Here is a 22,876-nt window from a genome sequence, read left to right on the forward strand (position 1 = left end):
ATGTAAAATAACACTAGAATAATAGAAATAAAAATATAGAATTTATGCTGAAAGGAGCTTGACTGTGGAGGTTTTACGACAGCTTGTGTCGCAAGATAAACATATTACATCATTTTTAAAGGAAATTCAGAGCGGTCAAACTGCATCACAGCTTATAACAGGTTTAACAGGAAGCGCACGCCCAGTAATGGTTGATGTGTTATTTGAATATGTAAAGAAGCCAATCTACATTATCTCTCCTAATCTATTGCAGGCACAAAAAATGGCGGATGAGCTTGTTGGACTATTAGGTGAGGAACATGTTCACTATTATCCTGCGGATGAATTTATTGCAGCCGATCTTTCTGTGGCTTCACCAGAACTTCGCGCGGAGCGAATCGCGACGCTCGATTGCTTAGCTAGAGGTGAGAAAGCCGTATATGTAATACCTGTGGCTGGTCTACGTAAAATAATGCAACCAAAAGAACACTGGCTACACTATTTTTTACAAACCGCATTAGGCGAAGATGTTGAAATTGATAAATGGTTGCAAACATTAGTTGAGATGGGCTATGTACGGAATTCAATGGTGACATCACCTGGAGAGTTCGCATTACGTGGAGGAATTTTAGATATTTATCCACCTTATTTAGAATCACCAATTCGTATTGAATTATTTGATACAGAGGTTGACTCCATACGAACATTTTCAGCAGATGACCAACGTTCTATTGATAAATTACAAAAAATTCGTATTCTCCCTGCTTCAGAGGTCATTCTTACAAAATCAGAAAGACAGGCATTAGCAGACCGTTTAGAAGTGGCATTAGCAGCCAGCCTAAAGAAGGTTAAAAAGCAGGAGACAAAAGAACTTCTGTATCAGCATATTCAATATGATATTGAGTTGCTACAACAAGGGAATTTACCTGATTATGTAAACAAGTATGGCTCATTATTATACGATAAAACAGCCTTTTTAGGAGATTACTTTGAACATGATGGTATTGTACTTTTTGACGAGCTTGGACGTATTCAAGAGGTAATGGATGCATGGGAGCGTGAAGAAGATGAGTGGTTTTTATCTTTAATCGAAGAGGGAAAAATGGTTCACGATGTCAAACCTGCCTTCTCATTAAAAGAAATATTGGCGATGTTGTCACAACAAAAGCTTTCATTTTCATTGTTTTCGCGAACATTTGCAGGGATTACGTTTAGTAAAACAACCAACTTTTCTTGCAAGCCAATGCAGCAATTTCATGGACAAATGTCCTTGCTTCAAAGTGAGGTTGAACGCTGGTTACTAGGCAAATTTACAGTTCTCATCATAGCAAGGGATAAAGAACGAGTGAAAAGAGTTCAGCAAATGCTTGAAGAATACGATATTCATACAACAATAGGTGAGCCAACAGAACCTGGTATTTATATTGTAGATGGTGGCTTGTCGAGTGGCTTTGAATTGCCCCTACAGCGTTTAGCAATTGTAACAGAAGACGAGCTCTTTAAACAGCAGGTAAAGAAAAAAACACGCACACAAAAAATGACCAATGCTGAACGTATTAAAAGTTATACGGAAATTAAGCCAGGTGATTATGTTGTACATGTTCATCATGGGATTGGTAAATATATTGGAGTAGAGACATTAGAGGTTAATGGTACACATAAGGATTATCTGCATATTCGATATCGTGCAGACGATAAATTATATGTACCTGTTGAGCAAATAGACTTAATCCAAAAATATGTGGCGTCAGAGGATCGAGAACCAAAGCTACATAAATTAGGTGGAGCAGAGTGGAAAAAGGCGAAAGCGAAGGTATCCTCTGCTGTACAGGATATTGCGGATGATTTAATAAAGCTGTATGCAAAGCGTGAAGCAGAGAAAGGGCATGCTTTTACACCTGATAACGATGACCAGCGTAATTTTGAAGCAATGTTCCCCTATGAAGAAACAGAAGATCAACTACGTTCAATTGTTGAAGTAAAACGAGATATGGAACGTGAACGCCCTATGGACCGTTTAGTCTGTGGTGATGTAGGCTATGGTAAAACAGAGGTAGCCATTCGTGCCGCATTTAAGGCTATTCAAGATGGAAAGCAAGTGGCATTCCTTGTCCCTACAACCATTCTAGCCCAGCAACATTATGAGACTATTCGTGAGCGCTTTCAGGACTTTGCCATTAATGTTGGATTGTTATCTCGCTTCCGTTCGAAAAAGGAGCAAACAGCAACATTAAAAGGCTTAAAAGAGGGCCGAGTCGATATAGTTATTGGAACACACCGTATTTTATCTAAAGATTTAATTTTCCAAGACCTTGGTCTGCTAATTGTGGATGAAGAGCAACGTTTTGGTGTGACGCATAAGGAAAAAATTAAGCAGTTAAAGACAAATGTCGATGTCTTAACTTTAACAGCTACACCAATCCCAAGGACACTTCATATGTCCATGGTAGGGGTCCGAGATTTATCTGTTATTGAGACGCCTCCTGCTAATCGTTTCCCAGTTCAAACATATGTGATGGAGCACAGCGGTGCATTAGTACGAGAAGCTATTGAGAGGGAAATGGCACGTGGCGGACAAGTATTTTATTTGTATAATCGGGTAGAGGATATGGCTCGAAGGGTTGAGGAGATTCAAGTGCTGGTCCCTGAAGCACGGATAGGCTTTGCTCATGGAAAAATGACTGAGTCAGAGCTAGAATCAGTGATTTTAGCCTTTTTAGAGGGCGACTATGATGTGCTTGTTACGACAACGATTATCGAGACAGGTGTCGATATACCGAATGTAAATACATTAATAGTCCATGATGCTGATCGCATGGGCTTAGCCCAGCTCTACCAATTACGCGGGCGCGTTGGACGTTCTAACAGAGTAGCCTATGCATATTTTATGTACCAACGCGACAAAGTTCTGACAGATGTAGCGGAGCAACGTTTACAAGCAATTAAAGAATTTACAGAGCTTGGCTCAGGCTTTAAAATTGCGATGCGAGATTTATCTATTCGGGGCGCAGGAAACTTACTTGGAGCGCAGCAACATGGCTTTATTGATTCAGTTGGCTTTGATTTATATTCACAAATGCTTCAGGATGCCATCGCGGAACGTCAAACAGGCGTGAAAAAAGAAGAAAAGCCAGATATTGAAATTTTGCTGAGTATTGATGCCTATATTCCAGACGCTTATATTCCAGATGGTTATCAAAAGATCCAAATGTATAAACGAATTAAAGCCATGGATCAGGTGGAGGAGTATGACGAAATCAGGGAGGAATTAGAGGATCGATTTGGCGATCTTCCAATTGAAACAGAGCGTTTACTTCGAATAGCACGAATGAAAGTTTGGGGCTTAGGTGCGGGAGTAGTATCTGTAAAGGAGAAGCAAAAACTTATTACAATACTATTATCAGAACGAGGGACGGCAAGTGTCGATGGCAGTAAGATTATTGAAGAATCGATGAAATTCGAGCGTGCTGTTGGTTTTGGTATGGATGGCATGCAGTTAAAATTAACAATAGATGAACGCAAGATTGGGAAATATCAACCCTTTGATATGTTGGAAGAACTAATGCAAATTATTGATAATGCAAAAAAGCAGCAATAGTAGTTAAAAGGCTCTTCTTATCTTTTACTGTAAAAGATAAGAAGAGCCTTTTTCATGTTGATTCAGTAATCACCATCTCTCTCATATTTGCTCACAGGAATAATGGAATTTTTCCAATATTTTTATGAATTAATTATAGAAACTTATTACTTGGGTAATCTAATAAGGAGTTGATTGATGTAATACCGTTTTTTTTGAAAAAATTGATGGTTGTGAAATCCTTTTTCTTCAGTTTTTGCATAGATTGCTCAAATAAAAACCATACTATCATTGAATAAAAATTTCATTGTAGCGAAAGCGAGGCATTAGAATGAAGGCAACAGGAATTGTTCGTCGTATTGATGATTTAGGGCGTGTAGTTATTCCAAAAGAAATTCGTAGGACGCTACGTATTCGTGAAGGCGACCCGCTTGAAATTTATACGGACCGTGAAGGCGAAGTCATTTTAAAAAAATATTCTCCCATCAATGATCTGGGGGAATTTGCAAGAGAATATGTTGAAACACTTTATGAAACAATGGGCACACCGGCATTTGTCACTGACCGTGATGAAGTAATCGCTGTTGCAGGGATTGGGAAAAAGGAATATATAAATCGTCGCATTACGTCCTTTGCGGAAAGCTTTATGGACGAGCGCTCCACAAAAATTGAAAAAATGGAGACAACGATTGAAATTGTCCCTGGACAATATGAGCAAGTGAAATCATATTGTGCGACACCTATAATGGTGAATGGTGATCCTATTGGCTGTATTATCGTCTTGTCTAAAGTACACTTTGTTGGTGAGGTAGAAGTCAAGGTAGTGGAAACAGCTGCAAACTTCTTAGCAAAACAAATGAATAGTTAATGCATGGAAAAGTTATTGCGATGACCTTTAAGGCTGAACAATAACTTTTTTGCGTACATAAAGATGAATCGTTATAGGAACAGTAGTGCCACCTTGCACGTCAAACTTTTGAGATATGCTATACTATTGGCATTGTTAAGAAGGAAAGAGGGCAATTTATGTCGCAACGTTTTGGTATGAAAAGCTACATGAAGGGTGCCGCCTTATTGACGATAGCAGCCCTTATTGTAAAAGTTCTTAGTGCCATTTACCGTGTGCCTTTTCAAAATCTAGTAGGTGATGAAGGCTTTTATATCTATCAACAGGTATATCCAGTTATTTCAATCTTCGTTGTTTGGACATCTAGTGGCTTTGCTATAGCCATTTCTAAAATGCTTGCAGACAATGATTGTATTGTTGATACAATAGAACGTGATGAAAGACGTCGTACTATAACACAGGTAGTTTTCAGGTATTTAACGGTATTATCACTACTGTTTTTTGCCATTTTATTTGGAGGTGCTGGAAGGATTGCCTATTTGATGGGAGATATTCAATTAGCACCACTTATTCGTACAGGCTCCTTAGTAGTATTGGTTATGCCAGCGCTGGCTATTTTAAAAGGTAGCTTTCAATCTAGAGCAATTATGGAGCCCATTGCTTATGCCCAAGTACTTGAACAAACAGTGAGAGTAACTGTCATATTAGCAGGTACCTTTCTTATTATGACAACGACGAAATCACTTTATGGTGCAGGAAGAATGGCTGTTATCGGTACAGTAATTGGAGAAATTACAGCATTGTTATTACTTGCTTATATCTCGCATAAACGATTTGGTCTACTGCAAGTTAAACAGCATCTACATCGTAATTCAAGTTTACCTATCATTAAAGAGGTCACATGGCTGAGTTTGAGTGTCAGTATGAGTGGTCTACTACTACTCGGCTATCAATTGGTCGATTCATTTACAATCTATTCTTCATTAATTGATAATGGCATGACTCCTACAATAGCGAAGGAAACGAAAGGGATTTATGATCGAGGACAACCGTTAGTTCAACTAGGTGTTGTCATTGCATCCTCATTGTCGTTGGCCATTGTGCCACTTGTCGCCCATTTGTCGAAAAAACAAGCGGGACGGAGTGCAGTGCCATTCATACAATTAACATACAAAGCATCCGTCCTGTTCGGCTGGTCTGCAGCACTAGGCTTAATGCTAATTATGCCTTATTTAAATGAAATGCTTTTTAAAACCAATTCCTTATCGGAGGTATTGATTGTCTATGTATTTCAAATTGTCCCTTTGTCAATTATCCTTACATTTACAGCGATCTTACAAGGCTATGGGAAATTAAAAAAACCTGCGTTATTTCTTATAATCGGTTTTCTAATAAAAATGATTTTAAATGTACGATTAATTGGTGGATTAGGTGTACTAGGAGCTGCCATCGCTAATGATATAGGATTATTATTATCAGCAACCTTGCTAATTATTTATTTAAAAACATTGACTGGCATTCAATTAGCTTCAGGCGCATTTTATAAAAAGGTAGGTATAGCCTCTTTCAGTATGACAATCGTCGTTCTTATATGGTTACAGCTAGTATCGTCCTTTTTAAATCACCTGATGTCTTCACGTATAATAGCCATGGTGGCGGGTTTGACAGCAGTATCTATTGGGGCGTTTGTTATGCTAACAATTATTGCAAAGAAAAGAGTACTAGTAGAAAAAGAATGGTATTTACTGCCGTTTGGACGTAGAATGGCCGTTTATCAACTTTGGCTAAATTCAAAGAAGTAGGTGTAAATATTGAATACATTATCAATTATTGGTTTAGGTGCAGGTGACTTTAATCAGCTGCAAATGGGTGTTTATAAAAAATTAAAGGCTGCAAAAAAATTATATGTACGGACAGTGGATCATCCGGTTTTAGAGGAATTAGCAGCAGAGGGTGTGGCATTCGAAAGTTTTGACAATGTGTATGAAAAACACGATACATTTCAACCTGTTTATGCGGAAATAGCTGATTATCTTATGAAAGCTACCGCTGTTGAGGATGTTATGTATGCTGTGCCAGGGCACCCATTAGTTGCAGAGCAAACAGTGCAATTACTTATTGCCGCAGCAAATGAAGGGAAAATTGAGTTAGTCATTGAAGGTGGTCAGAGTTTCTTAGATCCCATTTTTGGTGCCTTAAAAATCGATCCAATTGAAGGCTTTCAATTACTTGATGGTACTAGCTTTTCAATGCATGACATTAACATGCGTCAGCACATCTTGATTGCTCAAGTATACGATACATTCAGCGCATCAGAAGTGAAGCTGACGTTGATGGAGAAATATGATGATGAGTATCCTGTGACAGTTGTGACAGCGGCTGGATCTTCACAGGAACAGATTGTCACAGTGCCGCTCTATGAACTCGATCAAAGTGTAGAAGTAAATAATTTAACAACAGTCTATGTACCACCTGTAAAATCACAGGAGGAGTCATTAAGAGATTGGACAACATTCCGCCAAATCATTGCAACGCTGAGAGGCCCAAATGGCTGTCCTTGGGATCAAAAGCAAACACATGAGTCGTTGAAAAAATACTTACTTGAAGAAGCACATGAATACTTGTCAGCGGTTGATGCTGAAGATGATTTTGCCATGATTGAGGAACTTGGCGATGTGTTGTTACAAGTATTTTTACATGCACAAATAGGAGAAGATCAAGGCTACTTTACACTTGAAGATGTGTTAGCTTCAATTAGTGAAAAAATGATTCGTCGCCATCCACACGTTTTTGGGGATGTTGCAGTAGAAGATGCGGAGGGTGTTGTGGCTAATTGGGAGGCCATCAAGGCTGAAGAAAAGGGAACTAGCGATAAACCGTTATTAGGCGAAGAGTATAGAGCATCTTCTGCTTTACAAACAGCCTACAATTATCAAAAAAGAGCAGCACAAGTGGGCTTTGATTGGCCAGATGTGGAGGGAGCTTGGGATAAATTTACCGAGGAATGGCAGGAATTTCGCCATGAGGTGACGAAAGGCTCTAATGCGTCCCGTCTTGATGAATTTGGCGATGTATTGTTCACATTAGTAAACTTAGCGCGTTTCTATAAATTATCACCAGAAGAAGCCATGCTACATGCAAATGAGAAATTTGCAAGACGTTTCGGCTATGTTGAGCAACAGGTAAAGGCAAGTGGAAAACCATTTTCCGATTTTACATTAGAACAATTAGATGCATTTTGGAATGAAGCAAAGCAACTAGAAAAGGAGTAAGATTATGAGATTAGATAAGTTTTTAAAAGTATCACGTTTAATAAAACGCCGTACTTTAGCCAAAGAAGTGGCCGATCAAGGACGTATTACAATCAATGAAAAGATTGCAAAAGCAAGTAGTACAGTGAAAGCTGGTGATGAGCTTGCTATCCGTTTTGGTCAAAAAATAGTAACGGCACGTGTAGAAGAAATACGTGATACTGTGAAAAAAGAAGATGCAGCAAAAATGTTTACCATTTTGAAAGAAGAACGACTTGAAAAGATTGAGCCTGAATTTATTGATGATGAGGAATAAAGCTAAATTTATTTTCTGGCCCTCCTCATGTTGTCCCGCCTTTCTTTTTGTAGGTGTAAATATTACACAACTTAAATAAAGTTGTCATTCTTTGAAGGTTGTCCGCATAAAGTGAACAGAAGCTAGGACGACTAAAGGAGGAAAAAAATGACGCTACATCAAGAAAGTAATCGTTACACAATTCCATCTGGAGAGCATATTTTAACGATTCGTAATCGTAAAAGAATGGACATGACTTCTGTAAAATCAATTGAACGCTTTGATCAGGAAGAGTTTTTCATTAAGACGTCCCAAGGGCACTTGTTAATCCGTGGAGAGGAACTGCATATCGTTCATTTAGATGTTGACAAAGGATTATTGACACTTGAAGGGACTGTAAAAACTTTACAGTACGACGAGGAGGAAAGTGGCTTCTCGAAAGGTTTCCTTCATAAGTTATTTGGATGATTGTCAGTGAACAATTTTATCAATTAATTGTCATGGTTTTGAGCGGTATAGCAGTTGGTTTCATAATTGATAGTATAAGGCTCATTGTTTTTTCAACTCCAAAAAGGTCAAGCCTTCGAAAGTGGATGATGATTGTTGAGTTAATAACGTGGATTCTACTAGGAGGGTTGACATACTATTTATTATTTTGGCTAAAAGATGGCGCTTGGCGGGCTTACGACCCGCTAGCGCAAATAGCCGGAATTTTTTTGTATCAATCATTTTTTCAAACCTTTTTACGTTTCGTTGCTAGAATTTTGGTGAATATAACATGGAGACCCTTTTGGTTCATAGTACGCTTCATAATTACGATTATTCGACAAATTTTGCAATTATTAATAAATATTGTTATGTTTGTTATAAGACCTTTTGTCAAAATTTATTCGTATTTGTCCTACACTTTTTTTAAAAAATTACGATATTTGAAGTATAATAAAAAGCAACAATAATTATCGGAGGTGCGGACATGACTAGACGTCATTCATCAAATGATGAATCCCAAAACTTCACTAAGCTTGATAATGACTATGTCCGTAACACGGATAGAGCTATAAATCGCAAACAACAGGCTCGAAAACGTAAGATGCGTCGTATTGTCTTTTTTGCGATTGTACCAGTCATTATTATTGCTCTTCTCTTAAATGTGCTGTCACATCAGAATGAAACATTAGCAGCAAAAGAGAAATCCAAGGAAGAAGCGAATCGGCATCTCACTGAATTGAAAGAAGAACAAGATACATTAAATCTTAAAATCAAACAATTGCAGGATGATGAATATATCGCAAAGCTATTAAGAAAAGAGTACTACTTATCGGAAAAAGGTGAGATTATTTTCATCATTCCAGATAAGGAAGATAAAAAAGACGACTGAAAAGCTATGTATTGTTGACACTCTTTTATTGTTATATATAATGAAAAGAGAAGCTTATTGCAGTAAAAAGTTTGATTAAATTGATTACATGGCTCAAAAGAGTCGCTTAATTTTTAAGGAGGAGCATTTTTTTTATGTCAATTGAAGTAGGCAGCAAGGTACAAGGTAAAGTAACAGGAATCACAAATTTTGGAGCATTCGTTGAGCTGCCAGATGGCAAAACAGGCTTAGTTCACATTAGTGAAGTTGCTGACAATTATGTAAAAGATATCAATGAGCATCTAAAAGTTGGAGATGAAGTTGAAGTAAAAGTGATGAATGTTGAAGCGGACGGAAAGATTGGTCTTTCAATCCGTAAAGCAAAGCCTCAAGCTGAAAGACCAGAGCGTCCAGCACGTCCACGTCGTGATAATCGTTCTAATGATCGCAACGAACGCCACCAGCCAAAAGAAAATTTTGAGCAAAAAATGGCACGCTTCTTAAAAGATAGTGATGAACGTCTAGCAACACTTAAACGTGCTACAGAATCAAAACGCGGAGGTCGCGGAGCTAGAAGAGGGTAGTTTGCTGACTGTTTTAATCGTAGAAAAAGTGTATGAAATAGAGTTGGGAGTAGCTTTTTAAAAAGCTACTCCCTTTTTTAATATACCTATAAAGTAGAAGAAGGTCTCTTTTTCTTTTTTGTGGGTGTTATTGTTTTTTCATCGGTAAGACTAATGGATTCTTTCTTTACTGGATGGATAACCATTTTGACAAGTAAAGCAACACCATATACACTCACAGCTAGTCCACCAAGCAATAAGATTATTTGAACAAAAAACGGTAAGTTTATTAGAATTGAAATAAGAATAATCATTGAGCCACTTCCACAAATTAAAGCAGCTTTTGTTAATGCACTCAAGGGAATTAAACCTCCTAAAAACGCTGTTTTTACTAGTATGCCATACTTTTATATTCTGTCACATAGCTTTACTTGAGCGGACGGATAGAATTTGCAAAGAAGTAGATAGATGGTTAAATTAAAAATAGGTATCTCAGAATCTAGTTCTGAGATACCTATTTGATATGACCCGTACGGGATTCGAACCCGTGTTACCGCCGTGAAAGGGCGGTGTCTTAACCACTTGACCAACGGGCCTAAATGGTGGCGGCCGAGGGGATCGAACCCCCGACCTTACGGGTATGAACCGTACGCTCTAGCCAGCTGAGCTAGGCCGCCAAATTTAGAAATGGAGCGGAAGACGAGGTTCGAACTCGCGACCCCCACCTTGGCAAGGTGGTGTTCTACCACTGAACTACTTCCGCATGTCATTTAAGCAACAAGTTAAATAATACAAGCCAATCGTGCTAGTGTCAAGTATGTTTGAAAAAATATTTAAAGATATTTCAGGACATTTAACTATAGAAGAATATTTTAGCGGATTTTTTGTTCTTACGTAGAAATATATCCTAGAGAAGAGCTGAATCAAACCATTAATAGTACGTAAAATCCCTTCAAAATAGGCTTTAAGATGAATAGTAAGTGATTATTATATTGATTAAATAATTGAATTTTCCGATATTTATATTGATCAAAAGCCTCTTGCTATAGAAATTGTTGCCAATTCTCGTATTTATGAATAGCTATTAGTCGAAATATTTATATTTTTTTCTGTCAACGTCAGACAATCTTTCCACACATAATTTTTTATAATAACCAAAAGTGCGGAAAGGGGATAGTTAAATGACAAGTATTGAATGGTATAATACAACGAATGTAGATGACCAAAAAATAGGTTTGAAAAAGAAGCAGATCCTAATAGGCTCTCTCTTTTTTTTAACCGCCTTTTTCTTGGCTCAATCTGTTGTATTTGAAGCGGCTGTACCGTTCTCAGTTCCTTTTTGGGCCATTATTCGAACAAAATATAGGGAGTATGCCAAATTCGTATTATTTGGGAGTTTAGCGGGTTGCTTTTTCTTGGGCTTTGGACAAGTCTTAATTCTCGCTTTACAAATTATCCTGTATGAATGTATTATGCGTTTTCGTTACTGGCAACTGCCCCAAAGTATTGCGGTGTCTTTAGCTGTATTACTGGTACAAATAATGTGGCAAGGGGTGATGTATCAGGGTTTACCACCAGTGCTTGTACAATTTTATGTGGGCTGTGAAGCAGCTTTAGCTCTTATTATGACATTGTTTATGCAAGTATTATTTGTTAATTCGTATGAATGGTTTACGACGCATTGGACATATGAAAAGCTAGGTTCAGGATTAGTCGTCTTTGCAGCCATGCTTACTGGAATGCAAACGGTTGTAATAAGCTATTTTTCACTCCCTATTTTTTTACTACAGCTCTTTATCTGTTTTGGCGCATTGGTTGGAAGTGTGCCCTTAGCAACTGTCATTGGAGCAGTGCTAGGGACGCTTATAGGTGTGGCCAAGCTTTCGTTTACCGGTATGCTTTCGGTGGCTACCTTAACTGGATTATGTGCGGGTATGGGAGCGAAAGGTGGTAGATTTGGCGTTGCTATTGGTAGTATTTTACCTAGTGTATTTTTTTTATTTTATGACGCCACATTGCCCTTGGATAGTGTTTATTTCACCTCAATTGCCATTGGTAGTATTTTATTTCTAACCATTCCAAAGAAATATTCAGATAAGGTAAGGGACAAGCTCTTTCCACAACGAGAAGAGGTTTTATTAGCCCGACAGAATTGGTTAACAGAACATGTAACATATAAATTAGAGCACTTTCAGCATTTTGTGCAATTCATGAAGGAACTTGTGTTTGATCGCTTTATGACAGCACCCGTTGAAGCGGCGAAGGAAGTAGCACCAATGAATACTTGCTTAAGTTGTTTCCGTTATGATCATTGCTGGGGTGCGCAAAATAATGGTATGGACAAGCTGATGACAGATTGGTTTCATATGAAAGGAGTAGGCAAGGAATCAGCTATTCATCGTGTTGAAGAACAAATACGCTATAAATGTGTGAAGTCCACGAAAATCTTCGAGGAATTAGATACAGAACTTTATAGAGAACGAATCAACGGGCAGTATTTCCATGGTAAAAAAATGATTGCCCTTCAACTGCGCGATATGAGCAATCATTTAAATCAGTTAATTGCTGAGATGAAGGAAGATACAATTTCTTTTGTAAGTGTTGAGAAGGACATTGTTGAACGCTTAAAGGAAGCCAATATTGAATGTTTTCAACTTGATGTCCTAAGCAACAAGCCTGGGGCAAGAAAGATTGTTTGTGCCTTAGCACCAGCACGTGTCAACTGGGAGAAAGATACGACATTAGCTGAACGTATGATTTTGCCGATTCTTTATGAAATTTTTGATGAACCTTTTGAAATTGAAAAAGTAGTAGCCTGTGAAATACCATTTCGTCATGTTCAAATTTGCTTTAGATCAGCTATTAGCTTTGAAGTAGAGTATGATATATATAGCATGTCTAAAGATGCAACACTATATTCGGGTGATTCTCACGCCCTTTTCCAATTGCATCCAGGATTATTTGCGATATTGCTGTCTGATGGTATGGGGCAAAGTAAAGAAGCACAACATGAAAGTAGAAAATTGATTCATTTAATGCGAGAGTGTCTAAATTACAATATGAATCCAGAAACGGCGATGCATACGCTCCATTATGTCATGGCATTAAAGCAGCAAGATGATATGTATGCAACGCTTGATTTTGCACTTGTCGATTTACAGCACGGAGATTTGTGGTCGTGGAAGGCGGGTGGAATGTCAACCTACATTTTGCGTGGAAAAGAGGTACTGAAAGTTGAAAGTAATGCAGCACCTGTAGGATTCTTATCTATTTCAGCAGTCGAAGCTGAAAAAAGAAAACTGAAGGCAGGTGATGTTATTTTAATGCATTCAGATGGACTGTTCTCAAGTGTAGCTGATTGGGATGAACAAGAGGAAACATTTTTAGCTTTCGCACAGCAGGTAGCAAGTACAAATAAAACGATTCAAGAAAAACTAACAACCATTATGCAATCATTCCAAGGTTATTTTGAAATAGAAGATGATTGTACAGTATTAATGTTAGAGGTGACACATGTTGTACCGACATGGGCTGTCTTTAGACCAGCTCAGTATTCAATGAGTAAATCATCTTAAACTAACAACGAAAAGGGGAGGAGAAGCGTTTGTCATTTGAATTAAAGGTCAAAGCATTTATAGAAGAAGAGCAATTATTACAGCAAGGCGACCATCTTCTCATCGCCGTTTCGGGTGGGGTAGATTCTATGGCTTTACTTCATTACTTTATTCAAACACAGGAGCAGTGGAACATTCAGGTAGAAGCCGTACATGTTGATCATATGTTGAGAGGGGAAGCCTCTTCTGAGGATAGGGCTTTTGTTCAAAAATATTGTGACGCTAATAGTGTTTACTTACATGCCAAGGAAATTCCTATACCTACAATATTGGCACAGGAGAACGGTAATACACAGCTAATTTGTCGTAGGGAAAGGTATCAATTTTTCAAAGAAGTTCTGCAAAAAACAAATGCTAATAAGCTTGTAACTGCACATCATGCGGATGACCAACTGGAGTCAGTATTAATGGCCCTTACAAAAAATGCAACAATGAATAGCATGCAGGGCATACGTCCTCAAAGAATTTTTGGAGGAAAATCATTAATTCGTCCGTTTTTAACGGTTACAAAGTCTGAAATAGGGGAATATTTACTTAGAAAAGGTTTAGATTATCGAGAAGATGCTAGCAATTCTAAAGATACCTATGTACGTAATCGTTTTAGACATCATGTAGTGCCTTTACTGCAGGCAGAGAATCCGCGAGTGACTGAACAGGTGACCCATTTCACAAAGCAATTGCAAGAAGACGATACCTTTTTAATGACATTGGCCCAAGATGTATTTTCCCAAATCATCATAAGAAATAATGAAAATACATATCGCATGGAAATTGAGGCATTTCAATTGGTACCACTTGCTTTACAAAGGAGGCTCATTTTAATACTATTAAACTATCTTTACAAAGATTCAAATACGATACAAAGTTATGCCTTATTGACTTCAATTTTAAAGCTTTGTGATACAACAGCAGGGTATGCTGAAATTCACTTACCTGAAGATTTTCTAGCAGTTCGCCGTTATGGAAATTTAACGATTCAGAAAAAGGAGCCGTTAGAAGGCCTAGCTTCTCCTGAGAAACAGGTTATTTCGACTGCTAATGGCTGGACAACACTGACAAATGGTGAGCGCTTACGCGTAGTCAATTTGCATGATTTATCGTCTGAATTGCTGACGGATACTGCACAACTTTTTTATTTTAACGCTAGCAAACTCCACCTACCGCTCTATGTTCGGGCACGCAGGGATGGAGATAGAATGCTGTTAAAAGGAATGGATCAGCCAAAACGCTTATCTCGCCTTTTTATAGATGAAAAGATTCCTTTAAATGAGCGAAATAGCTGGCCGTTACTGATTTCTCAATCTGATGAGGTGGTAGCGGTAATTGGTGTGCGTATGGGAATATTTTTTTCAACCACTCCGCAACCAAACGATGATACAGTGCTCATCGTAGACTAAGGTCTTTGTAAAATATTTCACCGAAATAGGGTGAAGATTTTTTGATACATCACGAGGAGGAATCGATATGTTACAAAACGACATCGAAAAAATTATGATTACAGAAGAACAATTGCAAGAAAGAATTGCAGACTTAGGCGCGCAATTAACAGAGGAATACAAAGATGCATTTCCATTAGCTGTTGGCGTACTGAAAGGGGCAATGCCATTTATGACAGACCTCATGAAACGATTCGATTCTTTCATCGAACTTGATTTTATGGATGTGTCTAGCTACGGTAATGCTACCGTGTCATCTGGTGAAGTTAAGATTTTAAAGGATTTGAATACAAGCGTTGAGGGACGTGACGTATTAATTATCGAGGACATTATTGATAGTGGTTTAACTTTAAGCTATCTAGTAGATTTATTTAAATATCGCAAAGCAAAGTCCATTAAAATTGTTACATTACTTGATAAACCATCAGGTCGGAAGGTGAATTTGTCTGCTGACTATGTTGGTTTCGAAGTGCCAGATGGCTTTGTTGTAGGATATGGCTTAGATTACGCTGAAAAATATCGTAACTTACCTTATATTGGTATTTTAAAGCCTGAGGTATATTCTTTCTAAGATACAAAAGACCAGCTATAAAAAGTAAAGGTCTCCAGCGCAGGTCACGTATTTTTAGTTATGTTTAACATAATTCAAAATCTTGACACAATGTTTAGCTATATCGAGCCCGAGGAACAGGTACAATTACGCTGGGACATATAAAGATGGCCTAAAAACTGTTGTGATAACGGCAATAGGTGAACGAAACATTTTTTAAGTAGGGCTTTTCGTTGTATGATGAAATCATGATATGTTAAGATTTTACTTATAATTTTTCTGTTTGTAATGAGGAGGCTGGAGATGAATCGAATATTTCGATATACCATATTCTATCTACTGATTTTCCTAGTGATAATCGGTATTTTTGGTACTTTCAATGGTGGAAATTCCCCAACGAAAGAATTAACTTATCATGAGTTTCAAGAAGCTCTAGATAAGAAAGAAATAACAAGTGCTACAATTCAACCTGATAAATCAGTTTACGTCGTTGAAGGAACACTGAAGGGGTATGAAAAAGGGGAAAGCTTTACTACAAACATCCCTCGTGAAAACCAATCTTTAATGGACCGCATCGATGAGGCTGCTAAGGATAAAAATAGTAATATTAGTTTTTTAGCAGCACCAGAAACAAGTGGATGGATTCAATTCTTTACAGGAATTATTCCTTTCATTATCATCATTTTCTTATTCTTCTTCCTAATGAGTCAATCTCAAGGTGGCGGTAATAAAGTGATGAGCTTTGGTAAAAGTAAAGCTAAACTGTATGATGATCAGAAGAAAAAAGTACGTTTTACAGATGTAGCAGGTGCTGATGAAGAGAAAGCAGAGCTTGTTGAGGTGGTAGAATTCTTAAAAGACCATCGCAAGTTCACTGAAATTGGTGCCCGTATTCCAAAGGGTATCTTACTTGTAGGTCCTCCAGGCACAGGTAAAACATTACTTGCACGAGCAGTAGCTGGTGAAGCAGGTGTTCCATTCTTCTCTATCTCGGGTTCTGACTTCGTAGAAATGTTTGTCGGTGTTGGGGCTTCACGTGTTCGAGATCTATTTGAAAATGCTAAGAAAAATGCTCCATGTATCATCTTTATCGATGAGATTGATGCAGTAGGTCGTCAACGTGGTGCTGGTCTTGGTGGAGGCCATGATGAGCGTGAACAAACATTAAACCAGTTATTAGTTGAAATGGATGGTTTCGGTGCCAATGAAGGAATTATTATCATTGCCGCAACAAACCGCCCTGATATTTTAGATAAAGCATTATTACGTCCAGGTCGTTTTGACCGTCAAATTACAGTAGGGCATCCTGATGTAAAAGGCCGTGAGGCAATTCTTAAAGTACATGCACGTAATAAGCCTTTAGCAGATACAGTTGATTTAGCAGCTGTTGCTCAACGTACGCCAGGTTTCTCAGGTGCGGATTTAGAAAATCTACTTAACGAAGCGGCGCTTGTAGCTGCTCGAAAAAGTAAGCGCACTATAAATATGGCAGATATTGATGAAGCATCAGACCGAGTAATTGCTGGTCCTGCAAAAGCCAGTCGCGTATATTCTGCGAAAGAGAAGAAACTTGTATCCTTCCATGAAGCTGGCCACGTAGTCGTTGGTCTTGAGCTAGATGAGGCTGATACAGTACACAAAGTAACAATTGTTCCTCGTGGGCAAGCGGGTGGATATGCGATTATGTTACCGAAGGAAGAGCGTTTCTTTACGACAAAGCAAGAGCTTTTAGATCGTATTGCAGGTCTTCTGGGTGGTCGTGTAGCTGAAGAGATTGTTCTTGGTGAAGTTTCTACGGGAGCACATAACGATTTCCAAAAGGTTACAAGCATTGCCCGTGCTATGGTTACTGAATACGGAATGAGTGAGAACCTTGGAGCAATGCAATTTGGTTCAAGTCAAGGTGGTAATGTATTCCTTGGCCGCGACTTTAATTCTGACCAGAACTATTCTGATTCAATAGCCTATGAAATTGATAAAGAAATGCAAAAAATTATTGATACACAATATGAGCGTACTAAGCGTATTCTTACGGAAAAACGTCACCTGCTTGATTTAATTGCCAATACACTAATGGAAAAAGAAACATTAAATGCACAAGAAATTGAGCATTTACGTGATCATGGTGTGTTACCAGAACCTGAGGCTACAGAAAAAATTGAGGAGAACACTCCAAAGATTGAAGCAAAGCCTACATTAGATACTATTGGCGAACCAGTTGTTGAAAAAGAGCTACTAAGTAAAGAGTCAAATCCAACAACTTTGGATTTAGCAAAAGAACGTAAAGAACCGAATGATGCACCTAAGGGTATCGATGAAAAACGTGATTAAAAATAGGGAAGACTGTTTACTAGTTCAGTAAGCAGTCTTTTTCTTTGCCTTTTCTTATTAATAAGCATTAGGATAGAGTAGTAAAAAAGACAAGCTGCATACAACTCTGCCATTTAGAGAGATGTTAGCCAAAGCAGATAGGAGTGTATACGCGTGGGAAATGTTGTATTGAATAATGGTCTTAAAATGCCATTGGTTGGTTATGGTGTCTTTCGAGTACCCGAAGGAGATGACCTAGCTGAAGCAGTCAAAACAGCTATAGCAAAAGGTTATCGTAGTATTGATACAGCACAAGTATATCGCAACGAAGAAAGTGTTGGACGAGGAATACGAGCAGCCATTGAAGAAGGCTTAGTAACTCGTGAAGAATTATTTATAACATCGAAAGTTTGGAACGATGGACTTTCCTATGAAGAAACACTTGCGGCATATGACAGCAGTCTAGAAAAAATAGGATTAGACTATTTGGATTTATATTTAGTACATTGGCCTGGCATAGACCAAAATTATATTGAGGTTTATAAAGCACTAGAAAAGATTTACCAGGATGGTCGTGTACGTTCGATTGGTGTTAGTAATTTCCACGTACACCATTTAGAAAACCTTTTGAAGGAAACGACTGTCGTCCCTGTTATTAATCAAATTGAATTCCATCCGCACTTAATACAGGAGGAAGTACGTGCCTTCTGTAAGGATAAGGGCATACAGGTGGAGGCATGGTCTCCGTTGATGAATGGTTCTCTACTGGAAGAGGCATTGATTCAAGAGCTAGCATCTAAATATGGCAAAACGCCTGCACAGATTGTACTACGCTATGATGTGCAACATGATGTTGTCACGATTCCGAAAACAATGACACCAGCACGTATGGTTGAAAACCTAGCTGTTTTTGATTTTACGTTAACTGAGCAGGAAATGACACAGTTAGATGCAATGAACGATGGACTACGTTGTGGTCCAGATCCAGAAAAATTTAATTTCAAATGATTGTAAGAGAGGCTACCATATTTGGGGGGCCTCTTTTTAAAGAAGGATGATAACATACAATTGTTTTTAACAAAAAATATAGGTGTTTATCATCACTTGTAGTACAAACAACATCTGCTGAATCAAGATAAAAAGTATGGTATCATTTTCTAAAGTGTTTTATCCTCATTCCAGCTAGAGAGAATATTGTAATATGAGGATTGCAAAAGTTACAATGACGATATGGGAGGTGTCATTCTTGATTTTAGTTTTAGATGCAGGGAATTCAAATATTGTATTAGGTGTCTATGATGACAACGATCAATTAGCCTTCCATTGGCGTATGGTGACGGATCTTCATAAAACAGAAGATGAATATGCCATGCAAGTTCTTTCATTTTTTAATCATGCAGGCATTTCATTTGAACAAATAACAGGCATTATTATATCCTCAGTTGTGCCACCAATTATGTTTTCACTAGAGTCGATGTGCCAGAAGTATTTTAGAAAAAAGCCTTTGGTAGTAGGACCAGGTGTGAAAACAGGTTTAAATATTAAATACGAAAATCCACGTGAGGTTGGGTCTGATCGAATAGTGAATGCCATAGCAGCTCTAGATTTATATAAGGCCCCTTGTATCATAGTTGATTTTGGGACAGCAACAACCTATTGTTACTTGAACGAAAAGGGTGATTACATGGGTGGAGCTATTGCGCCAGGCATCACTATTTCTACAGAGGCTCTTTATACACAGGCTGCAAGATTGCCACGTATTGAAATCGTTCGACCTACACATATCGTGGGGAAAACGACCGTTTCTGCCATGCAGGCGGGAATTTTTTATGGCTTTGTCGGGCAAGTTGAGGGCATTGTTAATCGTATAAAAGCACAAAGTAAAGAGGAGCCATTAGTTATTGCTACAGGTGGATTAGCAAATCTAATCGCAGGGGAGACACAAATTATAGATGTTGTAGATCCATTTTTAACGTTAAAGGGTTTATATAAGCTCTATAAACGTAACCAATAGGAAATGAGGGACATTCCATTTATGAGTGATTATTTAGTAAGAGGTTTAGGATTTAATGGACAAGTTCGTGTGTTTGCAGCACGTACAACAGCTACAGTAGGAGAAGTGCAACGCCGTCACGATACATGGCCAGTTGTATCAGCAGCTTTAGGTCGTTCAATGACAGCGGCTGTGATGATGGGAGCCATGCTAAAAGGTGAAGAGAAAATCACTATTAAAATTGAGGGCAACGGTCCAATTGGCCCAATGGTAATTGATAGTAATGCACATGGAGAAGTGCGTGGATTTGTGACAAACCCTCATGTACACTTTGATTTAAACGAGCAAGGTAAGCTAGATGTTCGAGCAGGTGTTGGAACAGAAGGTGCTCTTACAATTGTTAAAGACCTTGGTTTAAGAGATATGTTTTCAGGACAAACACCAATTGTTTCAGGCGAAATTGCTGAAGATTTTACTTATTATTTTGCTACATCTGAGCAAGTACCATCATCTGTAGGCTTAGGCGTATTAGTTAATCCAAATAACACTATTCTTGCGGCTGGCGGATTTATACTTCAATTAATGCCAGGCTGTGAGGAAGAGACGATAACTGAAATTGAGCAACACCTTGCTACAATAGAGCCTGTTTCAAAAATGATTGAAAAAGGTTTTACGCCAGAGCAAATTTTAGAAGCTGTATTAGGAAATGGACATCTACAAATTTTAGATTCCATGCCAGTTGAATTTAAATGTCAATGTGCAAAAGAGCGGTTTGGTGCGGCAATTTTAGGTCTAGGAACAGCGGAAATTAGAGAAATGATTGATGAAGACGGCGGTGCAGAGGCACAATGTCACTTCTGCTTAGAGACATATAGCTTTTCTAAAGATGAGCTAGAAGGGTTTATCGATGAGCTCAACGCGTAATCGCCGACCTTCAACCAATGTAACACCAAACCAAACTCCTTTATTGCAACGTCGTTTAAAGACAAAGCCTGCTTTAGCTGTCATAGCCGTTTTATTATTAGGAAATGTATTATGGTTCATTAGTTGGTTGATCCCGAACAAAGGTCAGGAAATTGGTAGCGACGAACAAGTCGCTGCCATTGACGGGGATGTTATCACGCGCCAAGAGTGGATGATTGCTATGGAGGAAAGATATGGTAAAGAAACACTCCAAAATTTAGTCAATGAAACGGTAATGGAAAAGGCTGCCAAAACATATAAAATTAAAGTTACTGATAAAGAAATTGATCTTGAATTAGCGTTAATGCGATCAGCTCAAGATAAGTTTGATACAGCCATGCAAAATCTTTCGGCAGAGCAACTACGCCAAAAGATTCGGTCACAGCTGATATTGGATAAGGTACTCACGAAAGACGTAGTGATAGAGGAAGAAAACGTTGAAAAGTATTATGAGGAAAATCAAGGCTTATATAATACAAAAACAAGCTATCGTACGAATTTTATTGAGGTCGATTCAAAAAAAGCTGCTGATGAGGCACTGGGTGAATTGAAAAATGGCTCTGACTTTACAGTGCTGGCACGAGAAATTTCTGTTGATAGTGCTTCAGCGAGTTTAGGAGGGGATATTGGTTTCCTTACAGAAAATCAGGAAAATATAGACCCTGCAATTATTAATACTGTAAAATCCCTAAAGGCAAATGAGGTAAGTAAAGCCTTTAAGTTAGATAATGGTCATTATGGCATTGTTCAAGTACAAGAGGTATTAGAAGGACAATCCTTTACATATGACGATGTGAAAGAACATATTGAGCGAGAATTAGCTTTAGAGCAATTACCACAATCCGTTACGCCAGAGGCATTTTGGTCTGAATTTAATGCTACTTGGTATTATGGAGAGACTAAAAAAGAAAAATAATACATGAAAAGAGTCTGCAGGTTTTGCGGGGTAAAATGAGTCTGATCAAACTTACAGGCATTCGTAGTGAATTACCCAAAATGCAGGTTCTTTTTCTTTAGCAGAGGATAAGATTTTTCCTTTTCAAAGCAATGATAAATATTCTGAAAATATTAGTTTTATTTATTGACAATCGAATGGAAAAATTGATAAAATACAAAATAAGTAAAACCTATAAAAATAGTAGGGATTGGGAGTGGATTAGTAAATGAGTAGATTAGCAAACTCGGTAGCTGAATTAGTTGGTAAAACACCAATTGTAAAATTAAATCATGCAACAAGTGAAAATGAAGGTACTGTGTATGTAAAATTAGAATATTTTAATCCGGGAAGCTCGGTGAAAGACCGTCTAGCTTTAGCCATGATCGAAGCTGCCGAAAAAGACGGGACATTAAAACCAGGTGGTACAATTATTGAGCCGACATCTGGTAATACAGGTATTGGTCTTGCAATGATTGCCGCTGCTAAAGGTTATAAAGCCATTTTAGTTATGCCAGAAACAATGAGCTTAGAGCGTCGTAATTTATTGCGTGCTTACGGTGCAGAGCTTGTATTAACGCCTGGTCCAGCAGGTATGAAAGGTGCAATTGCTAAAGCAGAAGAACTATCTGAAGAACATGGCTACTTTCTACCACAACAATTTACAAATCCTGCGAACGCGGTAATTCACCGTTTAACAACAGGCCCAGAAATAGTAGAAGCATTTGATGGCCTAACACTTGATGCTTTTGTAGCTGGTGTTGGCACAGGTGGTACAATTACTGGTGCTGGTGCGGTCTTAAAAGAAAAGTATCCAAACATTGAAATCATTGCAGTTGAACCAAAGGATTCACCAGTTCTTTCTGGTGGTCAACCAGGGCCTCATAAAATTCAAGGAATTGGCGCTGGATTTGTACCAGCAGTTTTAGATACGGAAGTCTATTCTTCAGTATTCCCTGTTGAAAATGAGGTTGCTTTTGAAGTAGCACGTAAAGTAGCGCGTGAAGAAGGAATCCTATGTGGTATTTCATCTGGTGCTGCAATCTATGCTGCAATTGAAGCGGCAAAACGTTTAGGTAAGGGTTCGAATGTCCTTGCTATTGTGCCTTCTAATGGTGAGCGTTATCTATCAACACCTTTATATCAATTTGAAGACTAATTCAATTTTTTTATGTAAGGGCTCCTTTATAAAGGGGCCCTTTTTTTA

At 38.2% G+C, this 22,876-nt stretch carries 19 protein-coding genes and 3 tRNA genes; 18 read left to right on the forward strand and 4 right to left on the reverse strand.

The window, feature by feature from the left end:
• Positions 1 to 64: 64 nt before the first annotated feature.
• The 9 genes from mfd to RCJ95_RS22615 all read left to right on the forward strand — a co-directional run bounded on the left by mfd (position 65) and on the right by RCJ95_RS22615 (position 9,890).
• A complete protein-coding gene (mfd, locus tag RCJ95_RS22575) occupies positions 65 to 3,577 on the forward strand; it encodes a transcription-repair coupling factor (protein WP_221683398.1) in 3,513 nt (1,170 codons plus the stop codon).
• Positions 3,578 to 3,887: 310 nt separating this feature from the next.
• Positions 3,888 to 4,424: a stage V sporulation protein T gene (gene spoVT, locus RCJ95_RS22580; RefSeq protein WP_004229174.1), complete on the forward strand. Its 537-nt coding sequence runs from the start codon at positions 3,888 to 3,890 to the stop codon at positions 4,422 to 4,424.
• Between the two features lie 158 nt (positions 4,425 to 4,582).
• A complete protein-coding gene (locus RCJ95_RS22585) occupies positions 4,583 to 6,205 on the forward strand; it encodes a putative polysaccharide biosynthesis protein (RefSeq protein WP_221683399.1) in 1,623 nt (540 codons plus the stop codon).
• 9 nt (positions 6,206 to 6,214) lie between these two features.
• Complete coding sequence (gene mazG / locus RCJ95_RS22590; RefSeq protein WP_221683400.1) at positions 6,215 to 7,675, forward strand: nucleoside triphosphate pyrophosphohydrolase; 1,461 nt, start codon at positions 6,215 to 6,217, stop codon at positions 7,673 to 7,675.
• Between the two features lie 4 nt (positions 7,676 to 7,679).
• Positions 7,680 to 7,970 carry an RNA-binding S4 domain-containing protein gene (locus RCJ95_RS22595; protein WP_004229169.1) on the forward strand — a complete coding sequence of 97 codons (291 nt, stop codon included), beginning with the start codon at positions 7,680 to 7,682 and terminating at the stop codon, positions 7,968 to 7,970.
• A gap of 147 nt (positions 7,971 to 8,117) precedes the next feature.
• A complete protein-coding gene (gene yabP / locus RCJ95_RS22600) occupies positions 8,118 to 8,417 on the forward strand; it encodes a sporulation protein YabP (RefSeq protein ID WP_004229167.1) in 300 nt (99 codons plus the stop codon).
• The gene (gene yabQ, locus RCJ95_RS22605) at positions 8,414 to 8,905 is read left to right on the forward strand and encodes a spore cortex biosynthesis protein YabQ (protein ID WP_320940070.1); all 492 of its coding nucleotides are present in this window, start codon (positions 8,414 to 8,416) and stop codon (positions 8,903 to 8,905) included. Before yabP ends, yabQ begins: the two co-directional genes overlap by 4 nt.
• Positions 8,906 to 8,922: 17 nt before the next feature.
• The gene (locus tag RCJ95_RS22610; RefSeq protein WP_048395333.1) at positions 8,923 to 9,327 is read left to right on the forward strand and encodes an FtsB family cell division protein; all 405 of its coding nucleotides are present in this window, start codon (positions 8,923 to 8,925) and stop codon (positions 9,325 to 9,327) included.
• Positions 9,328 to 9,461: 134 nt separating this feature from the next.
• Positions 9,462 to 9,890, forward strand: a complete 429-nt coding sequence (locus RCJ95_RS22615) for a S1 domain-containing RNA-binding protein (RefSeq protein WP_004229154.1) — start codon at positions 9,462 to 9,464, stop codon at positions 9,888 to 9,890.
• 86 nt (positions 9,891 to 9,976) lie between these two features.
• Here the strand turns inward: RCJ95_RS22615 and RCJ95_RS22620 are convergent, their stop codons facing one another.
• The 4 genes from RCJ95_RS22620 to RCJ95_RS22635 all read right to left on the reverse strand — a co-directional run bounded on the left by RCJ95_RS22620 (position 9,977) and on the right by RCJ95_RS22635 (position 10,632).
• The gene (locus tag RCJ95_RS22620) at positions 9,977 to 10,228 is read right to left on the reverse strand and encodes a hypothetical protein (protein ID WP_202342951.1); all 252 of its coding nucleotides are present in this window, start codon (positions 10,226 to 10,228) and stop codon (positions 9,977 to 9,979) included.
• 165 nt (positions 10,229 to 10,393) lie between these two features.
• Positions 10,394 to 10,465 (reverse strand) — tRNA-Glu (locus tag RCJ95_RS22625).
• A 4-nt stretch (positions 10,466 to 10,469) separates the two neighbouring features.
• Positions 10,470 to 10,546: transfer RNA gene (locus RCJ95_RS22630), tRNA-Met, on the reverse strand.
• 11 nt (positions 10,547 to 10,557) lie between these two features.
• Positions 10,558 to 10,632, reverse strand: a tRNA-Gly gene (locus RCJ95_RS22635).
• Between the two features lie 418 nt (positions 10,633 to 11,050).
• Here RCJ95_RS22635 and RCJ95_RS22640 point away from each other — a divergent pair.
• The 9 genes from RCJ95_RS22640 to cysK all read left to right on the forward strand — a co-directional run bounded on the left by RCJ95_RS22640 (position 11,051) and on the right by cysK (position 22,828).
• Positions 11,051 to 13,444: a SpoIIE family protein phosphatase gene (locus RCJ95_RS22640; RefSeq protein ID WP_048395327.1), complete on the forward strand. Its 2,394-nt coding sequence runs from the start codon at positions 11,051 to 11,053 to the stop codon at positions 13,442 to 13,444.
• A gap of 29 nt (positions 13,445 to 13,473) precedes the next feature.
• On the forward strand, positions 13,474 to 14,880 hold the full coding sequence (gene tilS / locus RCJ95_RS22645) for a tRNA lysidine(34) synthetase TilS (protein ID WP_337976462.1): 1,407 nt from the start codon (positions 13,474 to 13,476) through the stop codon (positions 14,878 to 14,880).
• Between the two features lie 67 nt (positions 14,881 to 14,947).
• Positions 14,948 to 15,490 carry a hypoxanthine phosphoribosyltransferase gene (gene hpt, locus RCJ95_RS22650; RefSeq protein WP_004229145.1) on the forward strand — a complete coding sequence of 181 codons (543 nt, stop codon included), beginning with the start codon at positions 14,948 to 14,950 and terminating at the stop codon, positions 15,488 to 15,490.
• A 282-nt stretch (positions 15,491 to 15,772) separates the two neighbouring features.
• Complete coding sequence (gene ftsH / locus RCJ95_RS22655) at positions 15,773 to 17,800, forward strand: ATP-dependent zinc metalloprotease FtsH (protein ID WP_221683403.1); 2,028 nt, start codon at positions 15,773 to 15,775, stop codon at positions 17,798 to 17,800.
• Between the two features lie 153 nt (positions 17,801 to 17,953).
• Entirely contained in the window at positions 17,954 to 18,787 is an 834-nt protein-coding gene (locus tag RCJ95_RS22660) for an aldo/keto reductase (RefSeq protein ID WP_313150724.1), read from the forward strand.
• Positions 18,788 to 19,025: 238 nt separating this feature from the next.
• The gene (locus tag RCJ95_RS22665) at positions 19,026 to 19,793 is read left to right on the forward strand and encodes a type III pantothenate kinase (protein WP_221683404.1); all 768 of its coding nucleotides are present in this window, start codon (positions 19,026 to 19,028) and stop codon (positions 19,791 to 19,793) included.
• Between the two features lie 21 nt (positions 19,794 to 19,814).
• Positions 19,815 to 20,696 carry an Hsp33 family molecular chaperone HslO gene (gene hslO, locus RCJ95_RS22670; RefSeq protein ID WP_446722806.1) on the forward strand — a complete coding sequence of 294 codons (882 nt, stop codon included), beginning with the start codon at positions 19,815 to 19,817 and terminating at the stop codon, positions 20,694 to 20,696.
• Positions 20,680 to 21,651: a peptidyl-prolyl cis-trans isomerase gene (locus RCJ95_RS22675; RefSeq protein WP_221683406.1), complete on the forward strand. Its 972-nt coding sequence runs from the start codon at positions 20,680 to 20,682 to the stop codon at positions 21,649 to 21,651. Before hslO ends, RCJ95_RS22675 begins: the two co-directional genes overlap by 17 nt.
• Positions 21,652 to 21,898: 247 nt before the next feature.
• On the forward strand, positions 21,899 to 22,828 hold the full coding sequence (cysK, locus tag RCJ95_RS22680; RefSeq protein WP_004229133.1) for a cysteine synthase A: 930 nt from the start codon (positions 21,899 to 21,901) through the stop codon (positions 22,826 to 22,828).
• Positions 22,829 to 22,876 lie beyond the last annotated feature (48 nt).

Source organism: Lysinibacillus sp. BSL11 (assembly GCF_052928325.1).